General features: G+C 59.0%; 14 protein-coding genes and 1 pseudogene. 5 read left to right on the forward strand and 10 right to left on the reverse strand.

All coding sequences use genetic code 11. From position 1 onward, the window contains the following. The first annotated feature begins 111 nt into the window (after positions 1–111). Both AB4M76_RS03490 and AB4M76_RS03495 read left to right on the forward strand, forming a co-directional pair. Positions 112–921: an IclR family transcriptional regulator gene (locus AB4M76_RS03490; protein WP_368440417.1), complete on the forward strand. Its 810-nt coding sequence runs from the start codon at positions 112–114 to the stop codon at positions 919–921. After that, positions 918–2,264 (forward strand): aspartate aminotransferase family protein, encoded by a 1,347-nt coding sequence (locus tag AB4M76_RS03495; RefSeq protein WP_368440418.1) that lies wholly within the window; start codon positions 918–920, stop codon positions 2,262–2,264. Before AB4M76_RS03490 ends, AB4M76_RS03495 begins: the two co-directional genes overlap by 4 nt. A 514-nt stretch (positions 2,265–2,778) precedes the next feature. Here the strand turns inward: AB4M76_RS03495 and AB4M76_RS03500 are convergent. From AB4M76_RS03500 to AB4M76_RS03530, 7 genes are all read right to left on the reverse strand, one after another. Beyond that, entirely contained in the window at positions 2,779–3,153 is a 375-nt protein-coding gene (locus AB4M76_RS03500; protein ID WP_368440419.1) for a response regulator, read from the reverse strand. A 6-nt stretch (positions 3,154–3,159) separates the two neighbouring features. Next, positions 3,160–4,644 (reverse strand): histidine kinase dimerization/phosphoacceptor domain -containing protein, encoded by a 1,485-nt coding sequence (locus AB4M76_RS03505; protein WP_368440420.1) that lies wholly within the window; start codon positions 4,642–4,644, stop codon positions 3,160–3,162. Positions 4,645–4,732: 88 nt separating this feature from the next. Next, positions 4,733–5,092 carry a response regulator gene (locus AB4M76_RS03510; protein ID WP_368440421.1) on the reverse strand — a complete coding sequence of 120 codons (360 nt, stop codon included), beginning with the start codon at positions 5,090–5,092 and terminating at the stop codon, positions 4,733–4,735. Between the two features lie 3 nt (positions 5,093–5,095). Continuing rightward, positions 5,096–8,533: a CheR family methyltransferase gene (locus tag AB4M76_RS03515; RefSeq protein WP_368440422.1), complete on the reverse strand. Its 3,438-nt coding sequence runs from the start codon at positions 8,531–8,533 to the stop codon at positions 5,096–5,098. Next, complete coding sequence (locus AB4M76_RS03520; protein ID WP_368440423.1) at positions 8,526–9,065, reverse strand: PAS domain-containing protein; 540 nt, start codon at positions 9,063–9,065, stop codon at positions 8,526–8,528. The genes AB4M76_RS03515 and AB4M76_RS03520 overlap by 8 nt, the downstream gene beginning before the upstream one ends. Positions 9,066–9,348: 283 nt before the next feature. Continuing rightward, positions 9,349–10,538 (reverse strand): IS3 family transposase gene (locus AB4M76_RS03525; protein WP_368440424.1). Its coding sequence is split into 2 segments (ribosomal slippage): positions 9,349–10,286 and positions 10,286–10,538, totalling 1,191 coding nucleotides; the frame shifts between segments, so codons are not numbered across the junction. Positions 10,539–11,057: 519 nt separating this feature from the next. Continuing rightward, complete coding sequence (locus tag AB4M76_RS03530) at positions 11,058–11,771, reverse strand: endonuclease/exonuclease/phosphatase family protein (protein WP_368440425.1); 714 nt, start codon at positions 11,769–11,771, stop codon at positions 11,058–11,060. A gap of 103 nt (positions 11,772–11,874) precedes the next feature. Here AB4M76_RS03530 and AB4M76_RS03535 point away from each other — a divergent pair, with 103 nt between their 5' ends. Next, entirely contained in the window at positions 11,875–12,888 is a 1,014-nt protein-coding gene (locus AB4M76_RS03535) for a hypothetical protein (RefSeq protein ID WP_368440426.1), read from the forward strand. On the opposite strand, the gene AB4M76_RS03540 is transcribed toward AB4M76_RS03535, so the two are convergent. Continuing rightward, positions 12,783–14,324, reverse strand: a complete 1,542-nt coding sequence (locus AB4M76_RS03540; RefSeq protein ID WP_368440427.1) for a phospholipase D-like domain-containing protein — start codon at positions 14,322–14,324, stop codon at positions 12,783–12,785. The two genes, AB4M76_RS03535 and AB4M76_RS03540, sit on opposite strands and share 106 nt — an antisense overlap. Before the next feature lie 251 nt (positions 14,325–14,575). On the opposite strand from AB4M76_RS03540, the pseudogene AB4M76_RS03545 reads away from it, so the two are divergent. Together AB4M76_RS03545 and AB4M76_RS03550 are read left to right on the forward strand one after the other, a co-directional pair. Then, a pseudogene (locus AB4M76_RS03545) lies at positions 14,576–14,815 on the forward strand (Glu/Leu/Phe/Val dehydrogenase dimerization domain-containing protein); the annotation flags it as partial. Positions 14,816–15,234: 419 nt separating this feature from the next. After that, positions 15,235–17,577 carry a cytochrome P450/oxidoreductase gene (locus AB4M76_RS03550; RefSeq protein ID WP_368440428.1) on the forward strand — a complete coding sequence of 781 codons (2,343 nt, stop codon included), beginning with the start codon at positions 15,235–15,237 and terminating at the stop codon, positions 17,575–17,577. A gap of 156 nt (positions 17,578–17,733) precedes the next feature. Here the strand turns inward: AB4M76_RS03550 and AB4M76_RS03555 are convergent, their stop codons facing one another. Both AB4M76_RS03555 and AB4M76_RS03560 read right to left on the reverse strand, forming a co-directional pair. Beyond that, entirely contained in the window at positions 17,734–19,716 is a 1,983-nt protein-coding gene (locus AB4M76_RS03555) for a tyramine oxidase (RefSeq protein WP_368440429.1), read from the reverse strand. A gap of 70 nt (positions 19,717–19,786) precedes the next feature. Next, positions 19,787–21,451, reverse strand: coding sequence for a GMC family oxidoreductase (locus tag AB4M76_RS03560; protein ID WP_368440430.1), 1,665 nt, complete (start codon positions 21,449–21,451; stop codon positions 19,787–19,789). Positions 21,452–21,460 lie beyond the last annotated feature (9 nt).

Here is a 21,460-nt window from a genome sequence, read left to right on the forward strand (position 1 = left end):
CACTCTCTCCCAGATGATCGGTTCGTATACTGAACCGTCGTTTCAAAAATAACTTGTCTGGATTGAGATCATGTGTCAAATAATTTTTTGTCTCGAACGAAAGGGGCGGTCATGTCCTCTACCACCAAGGCCCTCGAATTGCTTTCCTGCTTCTCCGAAGCGCGGCCCGAACTCGGCCTGTCGGAGATCCGCCGGATCGCCGGGCGCGACAAGGCGACGACCTATCGACATCTTCAGGATCTCGAAGCGGTAGGATTTGTTGAGCAGAACCAGGTGACCAAGAACTACCGGCTTGGCCCGGCCCTGTTGCACCTCGCGCAGGTCCGTGAGGCCAGCGTGCCCCGCAAGGCCGGGGCCGAAGGCCCGCTCGCCGCCTTGGCCAAGGCGACAGGGGAGACCGCACATGTGGCGGTTCTATCGGACAAGACGCTGTACCCGCTTCTGGCCCGCGATTCACCGACATATGCCATACGCGCGATTATCGATCTCGCGACCTTTCCGCTGCATGCCACGTCATCCGGGATCTGCGCCGTGGCTTTCGGCCCGGAGGCACTCTTTGAACAGGCCTGTGCAGCGCTCGAAAAATACACCGAAGCCACCCCCGTCACCCGAGCGGCATTGACCGAGGAGGTCGCCCGGGCCCGGGCAACCGGCTTTGGCCACGGCCTCGGCACTTTCGAAGCGGACATCACCTCTTTCGCGGCCCCGATTTTCGATCAGACCGGACAATTCGCCGCGACAGTGGCTGTGGCGGGGGTCGCGTCGCGGCTCACGCCGCATCTGGAAGCTCTGATCAAGTTTGAGCTTGCCGGCGCGAGCCGCGCCATCACCCGCAGCTGGGGCGGCAGCCTACCCGCCGCGATCGAGGACCTCTGGTCTGATCTTACTCCCCCCTCAGAAATACAGGACCCCACATCATGAAAGATTCGAACTTCCTCAAAGAAAACAATGCCCGGCTGATGTGGCACCCGATGACGTCGCCCGCCGACAGTATCGCGAACCCGCCCAAGATCATCACCGGTGCCGCGGGCGTCTCGATCACCGACATCGACGGGCATACTGTCATCGACGGTGTGGGCGGGCTTTGGAACGTCAATCTCGGCTACTCCTGTCAGCCGGTGAAAGAGGCGATGGCGCGCCAGCTTGACCAGCTCCCCTATTACTCGACCTTCCGCGGCACCTCGAACGATGCGGCGATCGAGCTGTCCTATGAGCTGGCCGAGTTCTTCGCCCCCGATGGGCTGAAACGCGCCTTCTTCACCTCGGGCGGGTCGGATTCGGTGGAAACCGCGCTGCGGCTGGCGCGGCAGTACCACAAGCTTCGGGGCGATGCCGGGCGCACCAAGTTCCTCAGCCTAAAGAAGGGCTATCACGGGACCCATATCGGCGGGGCATCGGTCAACGGCAATGCCAATTTCCGTCAGGATTACGAGCCGCTCTTGCCCGGCTGTTTCCACATTCCCGCCCCCTACACCTATCGCAACCCGTTCAACGAGACCGATCCCGAGCGGCTGGCGCAGCTTTGCATCGCGGCGCTGGAGGATGAGATCGCCTTTCAGGGCGCGCATACCATCGCCGCGATGATCATGGAGCCGATCCTCGGCGCCGGCGGCGTCATCCCGCCGCATAAATCCTTCGCGCCCATGGTGCAGGAAATCTGCAACCGCCACGGCATCCTCTTGATCACCGACGAAGTGATCACCGCATATGGGCGCACCGGCGCTTGGTCCGGCGCAAGGCTCTGGGGCATTCAGCCGGATATGATGTGCACGGCCAAGGCGATCACCAACGGCTTCTTCCCCTTCGGCGCGGTTATGCTGGGCGATAAGATGGTTGAGGTCTTCGAAGATAACCCAAATGCCAAAATCGGCCATGGCTACACCTATTCCGGCCATCCGGTGGGCGCCGCAGCGGCCTTGGCCTGCCTGCGCGAGACCAAGCGGCTGAACGTGATCGAAAACGCGGCGGCGCGCGGCACCCAGCTTTACGAAGGCTGCCTTAAATTGCAGGAGAAATACGACCTGATCGGCGACGTCCGGGGCGGGCACGGGCTGATGACCGCGATCGAGATGGTCAGCGACCGCGTCAAGAAGACACCTGCGGGCGGCGCCACGACGCAGATTGTTCAGGAGGTCGCCTACCAGAACGGCGCCATGGTCCGCGTTTCCGGCCCCAACCTGATCCTCTCGCCCCCGCTGGTGCTGACCGAAGCGGAAGCCGACACCATCCTCGGCGCGCTCGACGCCGGCTTCGCCGCAGCCTGAGAGCGACTTTTATGAAACAAGGGCGGGCCGGCAATCCGGCCCGTCGCATCGACGCCCAACGGCGGGCGTGGCGTGATCCGCAGAGGGGTCGACGGGGATTGCAGGTGCAGGATGTTTTATCAGGCGCTTACATTCCGATCTCGATCTCAAATGGGAGCCGCTGCAAAACGAAGCCTGAAACATCCTAAAGTCACTGGCTGTGGTCTATGCGCCCGTCAATGGCATACTCTATATGGGCAGCTAAGTGCAGGGTTATGACGATTGGGCGCAGGAGCACGGCTGCTCCGACTGGGCATTCTAAGACGTCTTGCCGGTCTTTAAACGGCAGGAGCGCAAGGCGCGGCTGGTGGTGCCGGACCCCGGCGCACCGCACCATCCACGGGATAAACCCGAAAGCACCTTGAGAGGGCTGAGTTTATACTAGTGTAGCACGCCCTACCGCTGGCACCATGGGTCGAGGTTCAGCTGGTTGAAGCGCAGGCGAAAGTATGAGGCTTCCCTGTGGTTTGCGGTATCAGGGGAGCGTCGTATCCTCATCAGAAAACGCATCAAGCGCGTCTGCAACCAGATGTGGCAGGGTAGGCTTGCCCAGCATCGCGATCGGATTGAGGGATCTGAGCCGGTCCTGCGTGACCTCATCCAAATTGGCGCTCATGAAAACGCAGCGGATATTATGTTCTGACAGCAGCCAATGCGCGACAGTTTCACCGGAATCGCCATGCGCCAGGCGCAAATCCATGAAGGCCAGATCAGGGCGGTGCTGCTCTACCAAATCACGGCAGGTAGCGAAATCCTTCGCCGGTCCAACAACCTGATGCTGGAGTTGTTCAAGCTGCATCTGAAGATCCAACGCGATCAAGAATTCATCCTCTACGATCAGGATATTCACCCGAACTCACCGCGTTTGCAGGGGGATCTCAATGACGACGCTGTAACCATGTTCAGTGGCCTCTTTATTCATGGTTGCTTCAAGCTGGCTGACGATTCCTGCTATAATCTTCGAACCAAGCCCCTCTTTACCGGGTTTCGCAACTTCACCAAGCCCATCGTCCGAAACAATCAACCTCAGCTGCCCATCCTCGCGGTGTAAACGAATATGGACGCGGCCTTGTTCCCGCTGGGTGAATGCATGTTTATGGGCATTGGTGACAAGCTCGTTAATCAGCAGAGCGAGGTTGATCGCCATGTCGGTCGAAAGAACGATGGCCTCCGCATCGACGATATGCTCGATCTTCTTATCGACGGAGGTCGTGCTGGTAGAGAGGAAATCGACAAGTTGAGGCACATATTCGCCGATGTCCACGCGGGTGATATTCTGTGACTTGTAGATAAGCTCATGCACCGAGCTCACCGCATGCACGCGCGATGAAGCCTGTTGCAACCGGTCCCTGACGTTCTTATCCGAGACCGAGGCGGCCTCAAGACGCAGGATGCTGGAGACGAGATGCAGGCTGTTCTTGATCCGGTGGTTCACATCCCCAAGCAGCGTTTCTTTCTGCTCAAGAAGCCGATCCCTTTCGACCAGGGTTCGCTGCAAAACCTCTTCGCGGTTTTTGGAATGGGTCAGATCAATTGATGCACCAATAAACCGCGTTGGCTTGCCATGCTCAAAAAGGACTTTCCCGCGCGTGTTCAACCATCGAATGTCGCCCTGCGGCAAAACGATGCGATAATCTGCATTCACCACGGCCTGCGCATCGCCCCGGGCCATCGCTTCTTCTAATTTCTTGTTCACCTCCGCTATATCATCGGGATGCACCCGCTCGACGAGTTTGGCGACGGGCATCGTGCCCTCGGTATCAGGGTAGCCAAAAAGTTCAGCGAGCTCATGGGATACATTCGCGGTGCCGGTAAGCAGGTCCAATTCACCGTAACCGATCCCGGAAACCTGTTTTGCCAAATTCAACCGAATGGCCTGATCGCGGCGGCCGAGAAACTCCGAAGTGACGTCTTCCACATGATGAATAAGGGCGATCAACTTGCCATCTTTGAATACGGGGGAATTCAAAGGTTGCCAGTATTTCTCTTCGAATGCCCCGGTCGCGCTATCGCGGATGGGGATATTGTATTTCTGTACGGCCATGCGATGCGGTTCACCGTTGGCGACAACTGTCTCAAGAGATCGGCGCAGGTTATTCGTGCCATCCGCCGCCGCATCAGCCGGGTCATCGGGGAAGGCGTCGAACAGCAGTTTGCCAACCAGATCATCGGCCTGGGACCCGGTCATCGAGAGATAGCGGTCATTGACGTCAATAATCACGAAATCAGTGTCGAGTATCAGATAGCCGTGCGGCGAAGCTGCAAATATGATCGAGCGCGGCACCCCGCAGCCTGTCGAATTAGAGCCGTCCATATGATCCCCCTGAGCGCTCATCGTCATAGATTTTTACTCTATCCTTTTCGGTTAGGGCGGGAAAGTTGCCGACGGTTGATTAAAGTTAAGCGCCACCGTCGGAAAAGGTTTTTGATTAGCTTTGCAAACTGGCCACCTGTTGCATGATAACAGAAATCAGCTCATTTGGGGTCGAAGGTTTTTCGCAAAAGCGGGCGTCTGGATAGCGAACGCCGTAATCATGCGCCCGCGCATGTCCGGAATGGAACACCAAAGGCACGGACCGCTCGGAAAGCCAACTGGCCAGCGGGTCGACAACACCATCGGCCAGGCGCACATCCAGAAATCCGATGTCCGGCAGCGAGGTTTTGGCGACCGATAGCGCTTCGGCCACCGTGGGATAGGGCCCGTCCACCTGAAAGCCTTCGCCTTCCAGCGTCAATTTGATGTCCAGTCCGACAAGCAATTCGTCTTCGACCAATAGGATCGTGACCATGGTTTAGGTTCCTTTCTCGCCGGGACGCGTCAGGCTCCATTCGAACATCCTGTCCGCGGCGTGGTTTTCCAATTTAGCATTCAATTGCTGCGCGGCGATTTGCAGCATATTCGAGCCAAAACCCGATGGGTCGGCATCCGCCTGCAAATGTTCATCGCGCATTTCTCGCCAATGCAGGGTCCAGCCCGCGTCTGGGGTGGCCTCCCATGTGATTTGAAGCTGACCCTTCGCCGCGCCCAAAACACCGTATTTTGCCGCATTGGTTGACCATTCGTGAAAGATCAGCGCCAGCGGCGTAACTTGGGATTGGTCGAGAATAAGATCACAGCCGGTGATCGTAATATCAAAATGCGGCAGAAAGGGTTTGAGAACCGCCTCGATGAGGCTTTCCAGCGTGACGCCCTGCATTTCGTCCGGCCGGTTGGTCAGCGCATGGGCACGGCCCAGCCCGGCGATCTTCTCGCGCAGGTCACGGACGAATTGTTCGGTGCTCACAGCGTCGCGCGCCATTGTCGCCACCAGCGCATTGATCACGGCGAAAAGGTTCTTCACCCGGTGGTTCATCTCGCCGATCATCAGCTCGCGGTTTTCGGCAAGATGGCGGTCAGAGGTCATGTCGAAACTGACGCCCAAGACGCGGGTCTGCCTGTCAGCGACAATCGGGCGTGCCAGACAGCGCAGCCAGCGGGGGCGGTCTTCACCCGGCACAGGGACGCGGAATTCGGTCGAAATCTCCTTGCCCTCCTGCGCGCAATTTTCGAGCGCCTCGCGCAAGGCGTCCCGATCCTCCTCCAACACCTGTTCGAAGAATTCCAACGCCGGATGCCCGCCGGGTTCTGGCAGTTCCAAAAGCGCGGCCTGACATTCGTCGACCACAACCCGCTCGCCCTCTGGGCTATACTCCCAAATACCGATCCCGGCGAGCTGCACGGCAAGCTCAAGCTGCTCGCGCTCGCGGTCCAATTCGGCCTGTAGGTCGGTCATTTCCGTCACATCGGTAAAGATCAGCGTGACCCCGTCCTGTTTGTCGTCGCGCACGTAATAGGGGTAGACCATCAGGATCCACTGCCGCGAGCCATCGGCGTGCATCATCGACTGCCGCAGCGCTTTTTCCCCGTCGTTGACCCGCGCGGCGGCGGTCAGATGCGCATCGCTCGACAGAAGGCTGGTCACCTGTTGCAGGGGGCGGCCCAGATCACCGGGCTGGAAAGGAAAGATTTCAAGCGCCGCATCCGTATGGCTGCGCAGGCACATATTGCTGTCCAATACGACCATCGGCAATTGTGTGGATTCAAAGAAGTTCCGCAGATCGTCATTTGCCACGCTGAGCTGATCGACCTTCTCCTTCAGCTCATCGTTCACGGTGGAGAGTTCTTCGTTCGTCGACTGAAGCTCTTCGTTCATCGACATCATTTCTTCGTTCGAGCTTTTCAGCTCCTCATTGGCGGTTTCCAGTTCCTCGGTCTTGTCGCGCAACTGGCGGCGGATATGCTGCAACTCACCTTCGAGCATCTCGATCTGCCCGTCCGCCGGCCCAAGCTCAAGCAGGTCGTCATCCGGCTCGACCTCGAAGGCGGCGAGATCGCGGAACACCATGAGCACGGTGTCATCGGCCAGCGGATCGGCCACGACGTCGATCTTCTGGCGGCCAAATTCGGCACGCACTTCGATATTCCGCGCGACCATTCTTTGCCGGTCCGCATTGGCCTGGCGCATCAGGGGCAGCAGCACTTCACGCAGACCGGGCCGCGCGGTCTGCGACGCCGAGAGATTGGCGCCCGCGGAGAATTCAAAATAGCGCCCAAGCCGCCCGTGGCTTTCGATGATCATCCCGTTGCTGTCGAGCACGACACAGGGCCGCGCATAGCGGCTGGCCAGACGCTCCAGCGCCAGACTGCGCCCCGTCGTGGCCCCGCCGCGCTCGCCCGAGAATTTGCCATGCAATTGCCGCGTCCTGCGGTCGGTCGAGAAGGGCAACTGCACGGAATAGCGCGCCTCCCCGTCGTTGCGCGAAAACACCCGCGCCTTGTGGTCGATGGCCGTAAACAGCTCTTCCGAACGGCCGATGGTCTCGGACGGCCCCAAAAAGAGAAACCCGTCAGGCCGCAGCGCATAGTGAAAGGTCGGCAGCACCTGCGACTGCAATTCTTCGCCGAAATAGATCAGCAGGTTGCGGCAGCAGACCAGCGACAGGCGCGAGAACGGCGGGTCCTTGATCACACTATGGGGCGAAATGCGCACCATATCCCGGATGCCCGGCGCGATGCGGAAATGATCGCCATGCTGGATGGTGTAACGCTCCCGGCATTCTTCGGGAATGTCGTTGAGGGCCGAGGCGAGGTAGCGCGCCTCACGCGCAATCTCCAGCATTTGTTCGTCGATATCGGTCGCGAAGATGCTGACCCGGGGGGCCGCGTCTTGCCGCAGGGCCTCATCGTCGAAGAGCATCGCAAGCGTATAGGCTTCTTCGCCACTGGAGCAGCCGGGCACCCAGACGCGGATCTCCTGATGCGCCGCGGCGCGTTTGACCAGCGGGGCGATCACATGTTTGCGGAGCGTCTCGAAATGTTCGGGATCGCGAAAGAACCGCGTCACGTTGATCAGCAGATCACGCAGCAGCGCCGCGGCCTCGCTGTCGTCGTCGCGCACCTTCTTGCGGTAGTCGACCGGGTCGGAAAGCTGCAGGACCTGCATGCGCCGCTGGATGCGGCGGGCCAAGGTGGTGTGTTTGTAGCCGGAAAAATCATGCCCGGTCTGGCTCCGCAGCGTCTGGCAAATGGCGTCGATCTGGTCACTGTCGCCAACCACCGCCCCCATCTCGCCGATGGCGCGGCTGAAGTAATCCCGGAGACGGTCGAGCATATCCTCGGGCCGCAGCACGAAATCGACCATCCCGGTGGAGACCGCCGACAAGGGCATCCCGTCATAGCGCGCCGAGCGCGGCGTTTGCACCAGCGCCAGCCCGCCATGCTCCTTGATCGCGCGCAGCCCCAATGTGCCGTCCGCCCCGGTTCCCGACAGGATCACACAGGCCGACAGCCGGCCCGCATCCTCGGACAGCGACATGAAGAAGTCATCAATCGGGCGGCGCAGGCCGCGCGGTTCGTCAAAAGGTTTCAGCGACAGTTTCCCGTCATGGATCGACAGGCCATGACCGGGCGGAATGATATAGACATTGTCCGCCATGACCATCTCGCCCTCTTCGGCCTGGCGCACCGACAGCGTGGTCTGGCGGCCCAACAGTTCGGCCAGAAGGCTTTCGTGATGGGGGTCAAGATGCTGCACCACGACATAGGCCATCCCGGTCGGCAGTTTCGCCGGGGCCAGCATGTCGCGCAGCGCTTCGAGCCCGCCCGCGGAGGCGCCGATGCCAATGACCGGCGGCCCATCTTCTTGCGACAATGGCTTCTGCGCGCTATCGGCCCTGACGCGCTTATCCATCGTAGCGGATGTTTGCGATGGTGGTTGCGGATTGCGACAAAAGCTCTGCCGATTGGCGCATCATCAACCCGTAATTGGCGCTCAGCTCCGCCATATCATCGATATTTTTGCCCAGCTTTTCATCATAGTTCTTAAGGTCCGTCATCCCCTTGGACGCTTTGAGATCGAACTGGGAGGCGAAGATCAGGCTGCCCATGCCCGACCGTTTCTTGAGCCGGGACATAAACACCAGATTGACGAATGGCGTGCCATCGGCGCGCAGGTTCGGCACCTCGAACCGGCCGGCCTCGGCCTCGGGGTCGTTCAAAAAGTCGCGCATCTGCTTGCGTGCTTCGCGAACCTCATCGGTCTGAGGCTGCAAAAACCGGCAGTTCCGCCCCAATACCGCATCGCGGCCATAGCCGGTCAAGGTACAGAAAGCTTCGTTCACTTCGACCAAGGGTTCATCCGGCTCATCCAAAGCGCCAAGCGCGAGGGGAATATTCGCCTCACGAATGTATCCAAGAAGAGAGGCCGGCAGGTGTGAAGTCATTTTCTAGGTCCTGAACGCAGTTTGGAGCATCTCAGGTTCGCGGGCCTGAAAGGTCGTATGGGTGGCTTGAACGCTTGCGGTGCAAGTCTTCTAGAGCCGGGAGCTAAGGCGGGATAGGGTTAGATCAATATTTGATCGTAAAAAAAAACGGTAGGTACGAGGGTGATTACCGGTCCGCTGAACGCGGATTGGGCGGCCGCGAGCGTTCTCGTGCGGGTCTTCGCGCCGAAGGGTCCGCAGGATTGATCGTTTGTCGAGGTGAAGCTGACCTGCCACTGAACTTTCATCCAGCCGCGACCGGAGCCCGGTTAGTGTTTACGCCAGCCGGCGCAGGTTGAGCAATCGCCCGGCGCGCGGAGCTTTCATCTCGCGTAGCGGGGCGGGCGATTGCGGTGGTCAGGGTTCGCGCGTAGTCGGCCGGGGACTGGTAATCCAAAGCCGAATGCGGGCGTTCGGTGTTGTAGTCGGTTGCCCAAGCGGTGATGACGACGCGAGCATGGGCCAGGTTGCGGAACATGGTCTCGTTGAGCAATTCATCCCGCATCCGTCCGTTGAAACTTTCCACGAAGCCGTTCTGCATTGGCTTGCCCGGCGCGATATAGTGCCATTCAACCCTTTGCTCGGAACACCACCGCAGGATGGCGTTCGAAGTCAGTTCCATCCCATTGTTAGAGACAATCATCCCCGGCTTCCTGCGGCGGTCGATCAGAGCCGTCAGTTCGCGCGCCACCCGACGTCCCGAGATCGAGGTGTCTGGGATCGCAGCCAAGCATTCACGCGTGACATCGTCGACCACGTTGAGAACGCGGAAACGCTGGCCGTTGGCGAACTGGTCGTGGACAAAATCCAACGACCAGCGCGCATTAGGCCGTGCAGCGACCAGGGTCGGGGCCCGTGTTCCAACCGCCTTGCGCCGGGCCTTTCGCTTGCGCACCGTCAGGCCTTCCTCGCGGTAGAGCAGATATATCCGGTTGATGCCGGATGGCTCGCCCTTGCGGCGCAGCAGCACGAAGCGCCGCCGGTAACCGAACCGCCGGCGCTCGTTGGCCAAGTCCCGCAACCGACCGCGCAACACTGTGTCCGGCGCACGCCGGGATCGATAGCGGCTCATCGTGCGGTCCACGCTGACGATGCTGCAGGCCCGCCGCTCCGACAAGCCATGTTCGGCCCGAAGATACGCAACGGCTTCACGCTTCACGGCGAGCCCTACCACTTTTTTGAAACCAGATCCTTCATTGCTGCCAGATCCAGCATTTGCTCGGCCAGAAGCTTTTTGGGCTTGGCGTTCTCGTCCTCGAGCGTCTTCAGCCGCTCGGCATTAGACACCGTCATGCCGCCGAACTTGCCTTTCCAGTTGTAGAAAGTGCCTTTCGACATGCCGTGCTTGCGGCACAGGTCGGCGCTCTTTGCCCCTGCCTCATGCTCCGCCAGAATCCCGATGATCTGCTCGTCTGTGAATCTCGTTCGCTTCATTGTCCGTCCTTAAGGTGGGCCGGACTCTAATCGAAGGTGGAGGAAAAATCCCGTGGCAGGTCAATTGCACAACGACTTTCGCGTCTTCCGGCAAAGCATGACGGAGAATAGAGTCTGGATTGAATGTATTGATTTTCGGCATGGCCTTCATCCATGGACGAGTTAATCGTAATCGGTGTCTGCAAGAGCTTTGGTGCTAGCCGGGCGATCCTATCAAAGCCGGGTCCGCCGGGGTGTCGAACACCAGTACCGACGCGCTGCTTAGTTGGACGCGGATTCGGCTACACCCGACAGAGCATATAGCTGTTCCGACCGCTACGAGTGGCGCGTAACCAGTGAAGCAAATCAACCTCCAGCGCGACAAGCTATCGCATACCGCAGTTACTTCCCGCCTTTTGTGGCCGTTCGGCTCGCTTATGCGGCGCCCTTGGCCGTGCCCGTTCATTGTTCACACTGGATGAAGACATCGGCGTGGCGGAAGGGGTAGATCTCTGCTTCTCGTACCTCTGCCATTGGACACTATGGGCATTTCCCCAACTCCAGATCCGCAATAACCGGAAGGTGGTCCGAAGCAAACCGGGCCGCGGGATCCGTCCAGCAGCGGTGTAGTATCGACCTGGGGCGACAATATATACGGTCCAGCGAGAGAATAGGGCGATATGCGGGGAACGTCCGCAGGTGGCTATGCCCGGGGAACTGTCTGTCCAAGACCCGTCGCACCGCACTTCTGGCGATCCAATCGTTCAGATCGCCCATGAGCACCGAACGTTCCCCCCCGTTCTGGACGATCTGCACGAGCTTCTCGGCTTGTTGCAACCTTTCGCGGAAGCTCAGACCCAGATGCGCGGCCACGACCTGCAGCGGCCCCTGAGGTGTTTCCAATATCGTTTCTATCGCGAGACGCGGCTCGCGGCGCTTGTAGGAAATATCATGATAGCGGGCCGCTGCCATTGGCCAGCGGCTGATCACCGCATGGCCATAGTCGCCGTCCGGGGCGCGGATCAGACGGGTCGCATAGCTGTTGCCGCCCAGCTCCTCGCCTAGGAAGTCGAAGGCGTCGGGCGTAGCCGACGTCTGTCCACGGGAGTCGATTTCCTGCAGTGCGATAATGTGAGGTTCATGGCGTTGAACCAGATCTACGACGCGCCGCAGATCGCGGCGCCGGTCCGGGCCGCGGCCGCCATGAATGTTCCACGTCATCACCCGAATGGATCGTGCGAGGTCATCATTCATGCGCGAGCCGCCCCCTTTGGCACCTCCGAAAAAAGATACGGGCAGGCAGCAAACCCGTGTACCGGCTGTGGATCGAAAACCCGGCACGAAGCGTTAAATCGCCATGACGCATGAAGAAAACCCGAAGACGCCAGAAGATACGCCATCCCCGAAAGTGGACGATGGGCAAAAGTCTCAAGCGCGCCGATGGCTTGGCTATGCCATCGGCGTCGCTGTCTTCGCACTGGCGCTCTATCTGCTTTATCGGGCGTTGTCGCGCTACGACTGGCCCGAACTCGTCGCGGCCGTTACGGCGGTGTCCGGGGCGCATATGTTGGCCGCCTTGGGGTTTGCAGGGCTGAGCTATCTCACCTTGACCGGGTTTGACTGGCTGGCATTGCGATATGTCGATCGTCCGCTGGCCTACCGGAAAGTTGCCCTCACCTCCTTTACCAGCCTGTCGATCGGCCATTCCCTGGGATTGGCCGCCCTGTCGAGCGGCGCGATCCGCTATCGCTACTATAGCCGCTGGGGACTTGCCCGCGCCGACATCGCCAAACTGATCGTTTTCTGTGGGGTGACCGTTGGGCTGGGACTCGCGATCCTCGGGGGCTTTGCGCTGCTCGTGGCGCCAGAGATCGCAATAAATGCCTTGGGGCTGAGCCCCGCCGTGGCGCGGCTCATCGCGCTGGTGACGCTTGCCTGCCCGGTTGTGTATCTTCTGATGGCGGCTTTCGCCACGGGCGCGATCAAGATCCGCGGGCACAGGCTCGCGATGCCCAAGCTCAGGCTGGCGGTGGCGCAATGTGTTATCGGGCCGGTGAATTTTGCTTTTGTTGCCGCAGCACTGCATCAGACTGTACTTTCCGTTGCCGAGATCAGTTATTTCCCCATCGTGGCCGCCTATGTCAGCGCGAATGTCGCCACCATCGTCAGCCATGTGCCCGGCGGCCTAGGGGTGATCGAAGCGGTGTTGACCTATCTGCTCCCCGGTGAGGGGCTGATCGGCGCGATCCTCGTGTTTCGGTTCGTCTATTTTCTCATCCCCTTATGTATTGGATTGTTGGTGCTGGGGAGTTCCGAGCTCTTCTTCGCGCGCGTCCGGCCAAGGCGGGTCAACCGGGACCAGAGCGCCTGAATCCCGTCGAGGAATGGCAGGGGCCGTTCGGGGTCCAGTAAGAAGGTGCCGGGAAAGGGGCGTGTCCTTCCCGGGCCGACGTCGAGAGGTTCCAGGCTCTTGCGATCGCACAGCAGTGCGTTGATGACCTGGGGTAGTGCCTTTCCAGATAGAGAGGATCGTTGCAGTTTCTCGGGCGCGACGCCCAGATGCTCCCCTAGGAGGGTGTTTTGCAGCTGCCGGACCGTCTCACGCGCTTTCTGGGACTGGGCGATTAGGGTCACGTCGCATTCGGTATCCAAACCCACCGACCGGTTGTTGAGGTTCGCCGAGCCAATACGCAGATATTGGTCATCAATAATCATGACCTTGGAATGAATGAGCAGCCGATGCCGGTCATCATCGCCGGTGACGGGACAATAGACATGAAGACGCTTGTAGCGATCAACCGCTTTTAACCGACGCAGCAGACGCTCCCGGTTCGCGCCCATAATAAAGCGTTCCACAATGCCATTGGCAACAAGCGTACAAATGACGACAATCTGGGGTCCCTCCGGCCGCGCAAGCGATTGCTTGAGCTTCCTCCCCATGCGACGCCCGGTGAAATACTGCGCTTCGATATAGATCGTATCCTTTGCCGCCCCCAGCAGATCGTCGGTCAACTGAGCGGTCTCCTCTACACTCGTCTGAGCGCCAAAGCCGGGTTTAGTTCGCGAAACCGCGACGCTGATAGTCGTAAAATCCGGGGCCACTGAGGCGGGCCAGCGGTCTTTTGCAGGCCAGGCAGACAACAGCTCCCCCGTGGCATCATACCAGCGCGAATGCGCGACCTTGCAGAGTTCACCGACGACGGGCCCGTCCAAAACCATTTGCACATCATGCACCGGCTCATAGGGCGTGCCATCAGCATCCCTTCGCAGCGGCTCGTCCAACGAATGCCCGGGCCTGTCCCAGCGGGCAACCGTCAGGTCCATTCCGCCAACAAAGACCACTGCGTCATCAACGATGACGATTTTCTGATGGTGAGAAGCATATATCGGATGATGCGTGTCGAGTTTCAGGTGGATACGCTCATGGTCTGCCCATTCCGCACCCCGAAGCAGGGGCAGGGTCGCACTTGGTGTATGAACCGTCGCCAGGCTCCAGATCAGAATGCGAACGTGGAGTTCTGGGCGCTGTTCGACCAATCCCCGCAGCATATCCCCCAAGGCAGAGGCGTTCGGTCCATCCTGGGGGCGGAGCTGAATACTGGCATCAAAATCCCAGCCGATAATTGTGATCGAGCGTTCCGCCCGCGTTAAAACACCGTGCAAGGCTGCAAAATATGAAGCGCCATCGATCAGGACCGCCGCGCGGTCCGCGACCGATACGGCGCAGCAGTTCCGGTCGGGTGAGATAACAGCCCGCGTAGCTGCGGCGGGGGTTTCCATAACGTCACACAATGGCTGTTCGTCCATTTATCACCCCGTTCGAAGAAAAGCGCATCTGCTGAAACCTTGCCTGTACCAACAGCTTAGGGTGATGCGGCTCCTTCGTATTCTTTGGCAGGTCGTTGTCTTATATAGAACTATTCCCCCAGGGAGATGTTCCGGCATAACCCAGAAGCCAAGCACTAAGTGAATGAGGCGATACCCACGAAGGCCCCATTCTCGTCGGGCTTGACCCGTGGCGCAGCGTCTCTTCACAGGATTAATGCCAGTTGCGCCGCCCCAAAGGAAAGTCCGACCGCGAAATCATGCGGTTTTGCCGGTCTTTCATGGTCGAACTGCATCGCCACATTGGCGAATTTGTCGATGTACCGGCGGATGACATTGGCGTCGGCGCCCGTGAAATCGGCGATATGTTTGGCATGTATAAACGGCTGAACAACCGTTTCGAAGCAGGCGTTCCCACAGGCAAGGGGCTGGTTTATGGCGGCTCACGCGCCCGCAAAGAGGCAACGGGCTTTGCGCAGACCGAGAACCGGTTGGAAGAAATCATGACCAACATCCACGCCGCCTGCCATGAAACCTCAGAAGAATATGGCGCACCGGGGAATTACGTCTGGGCGCCAACATTGCGGGTTTCGAGCGTGTAGCTGATGCGATACGTGCGATCTAAGGAGCGGTCTTTGGGTTTATCAAGCGCGTCGGATATGTCCTGCTATCAGACTTGAGACCGTAGCCACTGTCGCTGTTGAAGGCTCCCCAAGAGCTTACCGGCGTTCGACGCGGGCTCTGCGCTCCCGCGTCTGCGTCAGATATTCTCGACAGAACACCTATGACGCGACCGGATTTGGCACGCTGTTTGCGACCATATTGCGTGTTGCCCGCCTATTGGTCGTAAAATACAAATGATCTCGTACAGCTTGAGCGAGGGGGCGACGAGATGGCAGGCCAGATTAAAGATAGTCCGCGCGAATGCCCCTTTGGCGACGCGGCCCATGATGAGTGGGGGCAAGACTGCCCGATCGGCGATCCGGCTGCCATGGCGCGAAGCTTTGATGCCTTCGGTGGCTCATACCAACTGAACCCGGCGGAAGCATTGCGCTGGTCGCGTGACCAACTTCCCGTTTTCTATGCGCCAAAGTTAGGCTATTGGGTCGTTACACGTTACGATGACATCAAGACGGTGTTCCGCGACGCCATCCTGTTCTCGCCGCGCAATGTGCTGGAAAGGATCACGCCGGCGACGCCCGAGGCACAGGAAATTCTCAAAACCTATGGTTATGGCATGGGCCGCACCATGGTGAATGAGGACGAACCTGCCCATATGGAACGGCGGCGTACGCTACTGGATCATTTCATGCCTGACAAGCTGGAAGCTCAGCAGGATATGGTCCGCCGTCTAACCCGTGAAAAGATTGATGCTTTTATCGACAGTGGGCGGGTCGATCTGATCGAGGGCATGCTCTACGAGGTCCCGCTGTTGGTTGCGCTCCATTTCCTTGGTGTGCCTGAGGATGAAATCGCCACTATCAAGACTTTCTCGGTCGCCCATTCCGTCAACACTTGGGGCAAACCATCGGATCAAAAGCAGATTGAGGTTGCACATGATGTGGGGCGTTTTTGGGAATATGCCGGCGCGATCATAGAGAAAATGCGCGCCGAGCCCGAAGGCACCGGCTGGATGCATCACACCATCCGTATGAACGTCGAGAAGCCAGAGGTCGTCACCGATAACTACGTACATTCGATGATGATGGCGATCATCGTTGCCGCTCATGAGACGACTTCGCTGGCTTCGGCTAATATGTTTAGGACTCTGCTGGAACATCGCGAGGCGTGGAACGATATCTGCGCGGATCCGTCACTGATCCCCAATGCGGTCGAAGAATGCCTGCGCTATGCAGGGTCAATTGTCGCTTGGCGCCGCCAAACCACTGCGCCCACGAGATTGAACGGTGTCGACTTGCCCGTCGGTGCGAAACTCTTGATCGTCCAAGCCTCAGGCAATCAGGACGAAAGACATTTCGAAGACGGCGATACGTTCGATATCTACCGCGACAACGCAATCGATCACCTCACATTTGGCTATGGAGCGCATCAATGTATGGGCAAGAACATTGGTCGGATGGAAATGCGGATCTTTCTCGAAGAGATGACCCGCCGCCTGCCGCATCTACGTTTGGCGGCGCAAGACTTCGATCAGCTCCCTAATATTTCGTTTCGGGGGCCTGACGCGTTGTGGGTCGAATGGGACCCTACACAAAATCCGGAACGGGCCGACGCAAAGGTAAAGACTCCGCGTCGCAGTTTTGCCGTAGGCCCCCCCGCCCGCCGCGACGTTGCCCGCAAAGTGCGTATTGCCGACCTGCACCAAGAGGCCGAGGGTACCCTTGGCTTGACCATCGAAGACCCGCAGGGCCGTCCCTTGCCGAAATGGAGTGCCGGATCTCACATTGAGCTCTGCGTGGGTGAGTATGACCGTAAATATTCGCTCTGCGGTTCACCCGACGACAATAGCTATCGTGTCGCCATTCGGCGTGAAGATCTGGGACGTGGCGGGTCGCGTTACATCCATGAAACTCTTCAGGCCGGTGCCGAAATTCGTATGCGCGGGCCGTCGAACCTGTTCCGGCTCGATGAATCCGCACCGCATGTGGTGTTGATTGCAGGTGGTATCGGTATCACGCCTATTCTCGCCATGGCTGATCGGTTGAAAGATTTAGGGCGCAGCTATGAACTGCACTATGGGGGGCGGTCAAAGTCCACGATGGCGTTTCTGGATCGTGTCGCCCGAGATCACGGCGCAGTGCTATCGCTCTACGCGGGCGATGAGAGCCAGCGGATGGACCTGCCTGCCCTGGTGGCCGATCTGAGGGAAGGCGCGCAAATTTATGCTTGTGGACCAAAGGGACTGTTGAACACGTTGGAGGTGCTGACGAAGGATTTGCCAGAGGGTTCATTCCACTTTGAACACTTCTCTTCCAATGTGGCAGGGCTTGATCCCGAAAAAGAACAGCCCTTTCAGGTGGAGTTGAGCGACTCGGGTTTGGTGCTGAATGTAGCAGCCGATACCACTCTATTGGACGCGATCATGGCGGCAGGCATTGATGTCGCTTGTGATTGCCGCGAGGGCCTCTGCGGGTCCTGCGAAGTGACGGTTATAGAGGGAGAAGTTGACCACCGAGACATGGTGCTCACACGTGCTGAACGGGCTGGAGGCAAACGCATGATGACCTGTTGTTCACGCGCCAGACACGGTGCGCGGCTCAAGCTCGCTCTCTAAGAGTGCAACTAGGGACGTGGTGAGCGCATTTGGACTTCAACGTGGAATTAGGCCATTCGCCATGAACCCATTGGGCTGGACCAAGCCCCACCGAGACACCGGGTGAACTGGAGGGAAGGCGGACGAAAGTGTCGCCCGCCTTCCCGTCAACTTATCTTATTCGGGATCACGGATCGTGATCGCCGGGTTCATCGGGAAGAAGTTGTGCGGCATGATATGCACTGTCTTCCATTCGGTCGACATCACCGGCCAATCCTCCGTCCGTGGCACATGGTGGAAACCGGCGGTGAACCATGTGACGATGTCCTGATCTTGAAGCGGCGCATCTTCCTTAACCCATTGCGCAAGCGTATCGGACCCGTCGCTTTGCAAGGCGAATTTCCCGCCTGCATAGCGTTCATCCGGGTCATGTACCGTGTTCCAGACCGAGTTCTCGATATAGGCGTTGCGGATCATCGGCGGGTCGTTCTCAAAGTCGAAGGGACCGTAGGCCACGCTGCCATGATGGATCATATACCCCGGATTATGCCCAAGCGGCCCTTTGCGGTCGGGGTTTTGCAACATGAAGTAGCGCGGCTTGAAGGAGGAGACTTGATAGCTCGCTTCAGCCTCGGACTTTGGCATGTTGTGTTCCACTTTCCACAAGGACCGGCGCGGACTGTCATCGGCCACGTCTGCGGGCACGATGTCCATGGTCATGAAGCGGTTGCTGGGCTGGTCGATGTCGAAATCCAACCGGAAGTTGAAGTAGTGGTCATGGTTCGCCGCCACCAGATTGGGGGCAATAAGCGTGCCATACTCCGTCTCGCGTGCGGCCGAAGGATCGTCCATCGAAGTCGCATCAGCCCCTTTCACTCCATCAAGACCCGTGGCACCGATCTTGATCTCCATCTGGCCGTTCTGCTTGAAACGGTAGTCGATCAGATAGTCATAGTTGCCCACCTCGGAAGCGGTCCGCACAACCAGTTCCGTCTCAGGACGCCCTTCGGCGGGGGTGTATTGGTCAGGGCCTTGGGCAAAGACCTCGAAATGTCGCCACGCCGGATCGCCGATATTGCGCTCAAAGATACAGACCGCGTCCGGAATTTCCAGCGGCTGGCCATCGTCGCCCGCGATCATCGCGGGCAAGAAGGTCGCGTAAGAGGGGCAATCGATCCCGGCCACCAGCGGCGTCAGAAACAGGCCAAAGCCGTATTCGCCGCTGTCCATATAGGTCCGCCAGTAAAGCCCGGCGCTTGGATCCATATAGGGCACGAAGACCTCGGACAGATGCGCCTGATAGAGCAACGTACGCCATTCATCGCCATCTTTCACGTCGATGTTCGACAGCACCGGGCCGGGACGTTTGTCGACCCGCAGGCGCATGCGCCACATGTCCCATTCCAACGCACCGTCGGCATAGGTGAAGTTAGGCCCGCCTTCTTGCGTCAGCACGGCGGGGTTCGTCGCAGCGCGCTGCGGCGCGCGGGCCTCGATCTCTTCGCCGGTATAACCCCAACCGTCTTCGGGGATCGCGACATTGCCCTCGTCGATCACGCGCAGCGCTTTGCCTGTTTGCAGATCGACCACGGCATAGATGTTCTCGATCGGTTTGGCGTAGAAGTTCGACCCTTCGGGCGAGACATAGCAAGGCACTTTCATCAGCCGCGTGCCCTTGTCTTCCTCAGTGAAGAAGTTGCCGGCGGTGAGCGGCAGGCAGAACACCTGATCCGGGGTCAGCCCGCGTTTCTCCAGCCCCGCGATCATGTCGGGATGTTCCAGCGCCGCCGTCATCGCATTGGCGAATTCGTTGAACAAGATCATCGGCTGGCCGTCGGTGGGGGCGCTGCTTTCAACCTCTCCGGTCGTCAGGTTCACGATCGCCTCGACAAAGCCGCTGTTGTCGGCGTTGGACATATGCACCATCGCGCGGCGGTCGAGCGTGTCACCCTCTTTCCACGCCAACACATCGGCCTTGGGCGGCTCAATCAATTCGATTAGCGGATAGAGCGTGTCATCCCCCGCCAGATTGCCTGCGCGCAGAATCTCGTTGATCTTCTGGTATTCTTCACCCGAGAACCCATCGAGCGGATGCGCGAAGGACGCGCCGCTGGTCAGGGCCAAGGCCGCGGCCCCGCCTAAAAGAACATTGCGTAACATATTGTCTCCCTTCAATATTAAGCCTGTGGCCGCCCCAATCCCTCCCGAGCGGCCATCGATTGGTGGTTCGTCAAGCCGACAAGATCATATCGGCGGCCTTCTCAGCGACCATGATCACTGGCGCGTTGGTGTTGCCTGCCGGCACTCGCGGGAAGATGGAGGCGTCAACCACGCGCAGCCCCGCCATTCCATGCACGCGCAATTCCGGGTCAACCACGGCCATCTCGCCGTGCCCCATCGCACAGGAGCCATTCTGATGATGGTAGGACATCACGGCGCTGCGGGCATAGGCGGCCAGATCCTCGTCGCTCTGAACCGCCGGACCGGGGTAGATTTCCCGTCCTTTCCAAGCGGCCAAGGCGGGCTGCTTTGCAATCTCGCGCATTTGCCGCATGGATTTCACGAGGATTTCCACGTCCTGCGGATTTGACAGCACCTTGGGGTCGATGTGCAGCGGAGCTTCGGGATCTGCGGCGGTTAGGCGTATTTCACCTGTCGAGGCGGGACGCACGCCGGAGCCGTTTAGCGTGAAGGCATTGCCCGTCTGAGGCTCCTGCTCGGGCGCATAGTAGGGCACATGGAAAAATAGCGGCTGCATGTCAGGCCCGGCGAGCGCAGGATCAGACTTCGCGAATAGATGCGCATGTAGGGGCGTGATCGACATGTCCACAGGTGCCGGCACTTCCTGCGCGCCTTCATAGATTACAGGGCATAGCGTGTGATCATTGAGATTTTGACCCACACCCGGAAGATCGCGCACGGGGGTGATACCAACCTCTTCGAGATGCGCCTTTGGTCCTAGTCCCGAGAGCATCAAGATGCGGGGGCTTTCGATAGCGCCGCCTGAGACGATAACTTCGCGTTCAGCCTGAACGGTTTTAAGCGTGCCTTCTTGCATATAGGTCACGCCAGTGGCGCGGTCGTCTTCAATTTCGACCCGGTGCACCCGCGCGTTGGTAACCAATGTGAGATTCGGCCGATCCAACGCAGGGCGTAAAAATGCCTCAGCCGTAGAGACACGTTTGCCGTCCTTGGTGTTGAGGTCAACGTAAGCAACCCCGGTCTGATCGCCGCTATTTGTATCCTCATTCATGGGATGTCCGGCTTCAACCGCAGCTTCGACCATGGCTTGGGTCACTGGATGCGGGGTGAAATCGGCCGTCACATGGAGCGGGCCGCCGGTCCCGTGATGTTCATCAGCACCGCGAGAAAAATCCTCTGACTTCTTAAAATAGGGCAGCACGGAGGCATAGTCCCAGCCTTCGCAGCCGAACTCACTGACCCATTCGTCATAATCAGATGGGTTGCCGCGCACATAGATCATGCCGTTAAGCGACGAGGAGCCGCCAAGTGTCTTGCCGCGCGGCCAAAAGAGTTGGCGTCCGGCGGCATGTTCTTGTGGCACTGTCTGATAGGCCCAATCAAACTCGGTGCCCCATAGCTCTATAAGGCGCATGGGCGTCGTGATCATTTCCGATGTATCAGGGCCGCCGGCCTCGATCAGCAGCACTTCGGCACCTGACGCGCTCAGTCGGTTGGCCAGCACACAGCCCGCCGAACCAGCGCCACAGATTATGTAGTCATAGCTTTTTTCCTGCGCATGCGCGGGGTTCACACTGGCGCCCCATAGGCCGCCTCCGAGGCTCAGCACGCCCGACACCACGGCGGTGTGGCCCAGAAAGCTGCGGCGGGTTAAAGGCGCACTGTTATTGGTCTGAATCTTTGATGTTTTCATGTTCATTCT

The sequence above is a fragment of the Sulfitobacter sp. PS-8MA genome (genome assembly GCF_040933935.1).
In the GTDB taxonomy this organism is placed as follows: domain Bacteria; phylum Pseudomonadota; class Alphaproteobacteria; order Rhodobacterales; family Rhodobacteraceae; genus Sulfitobacter.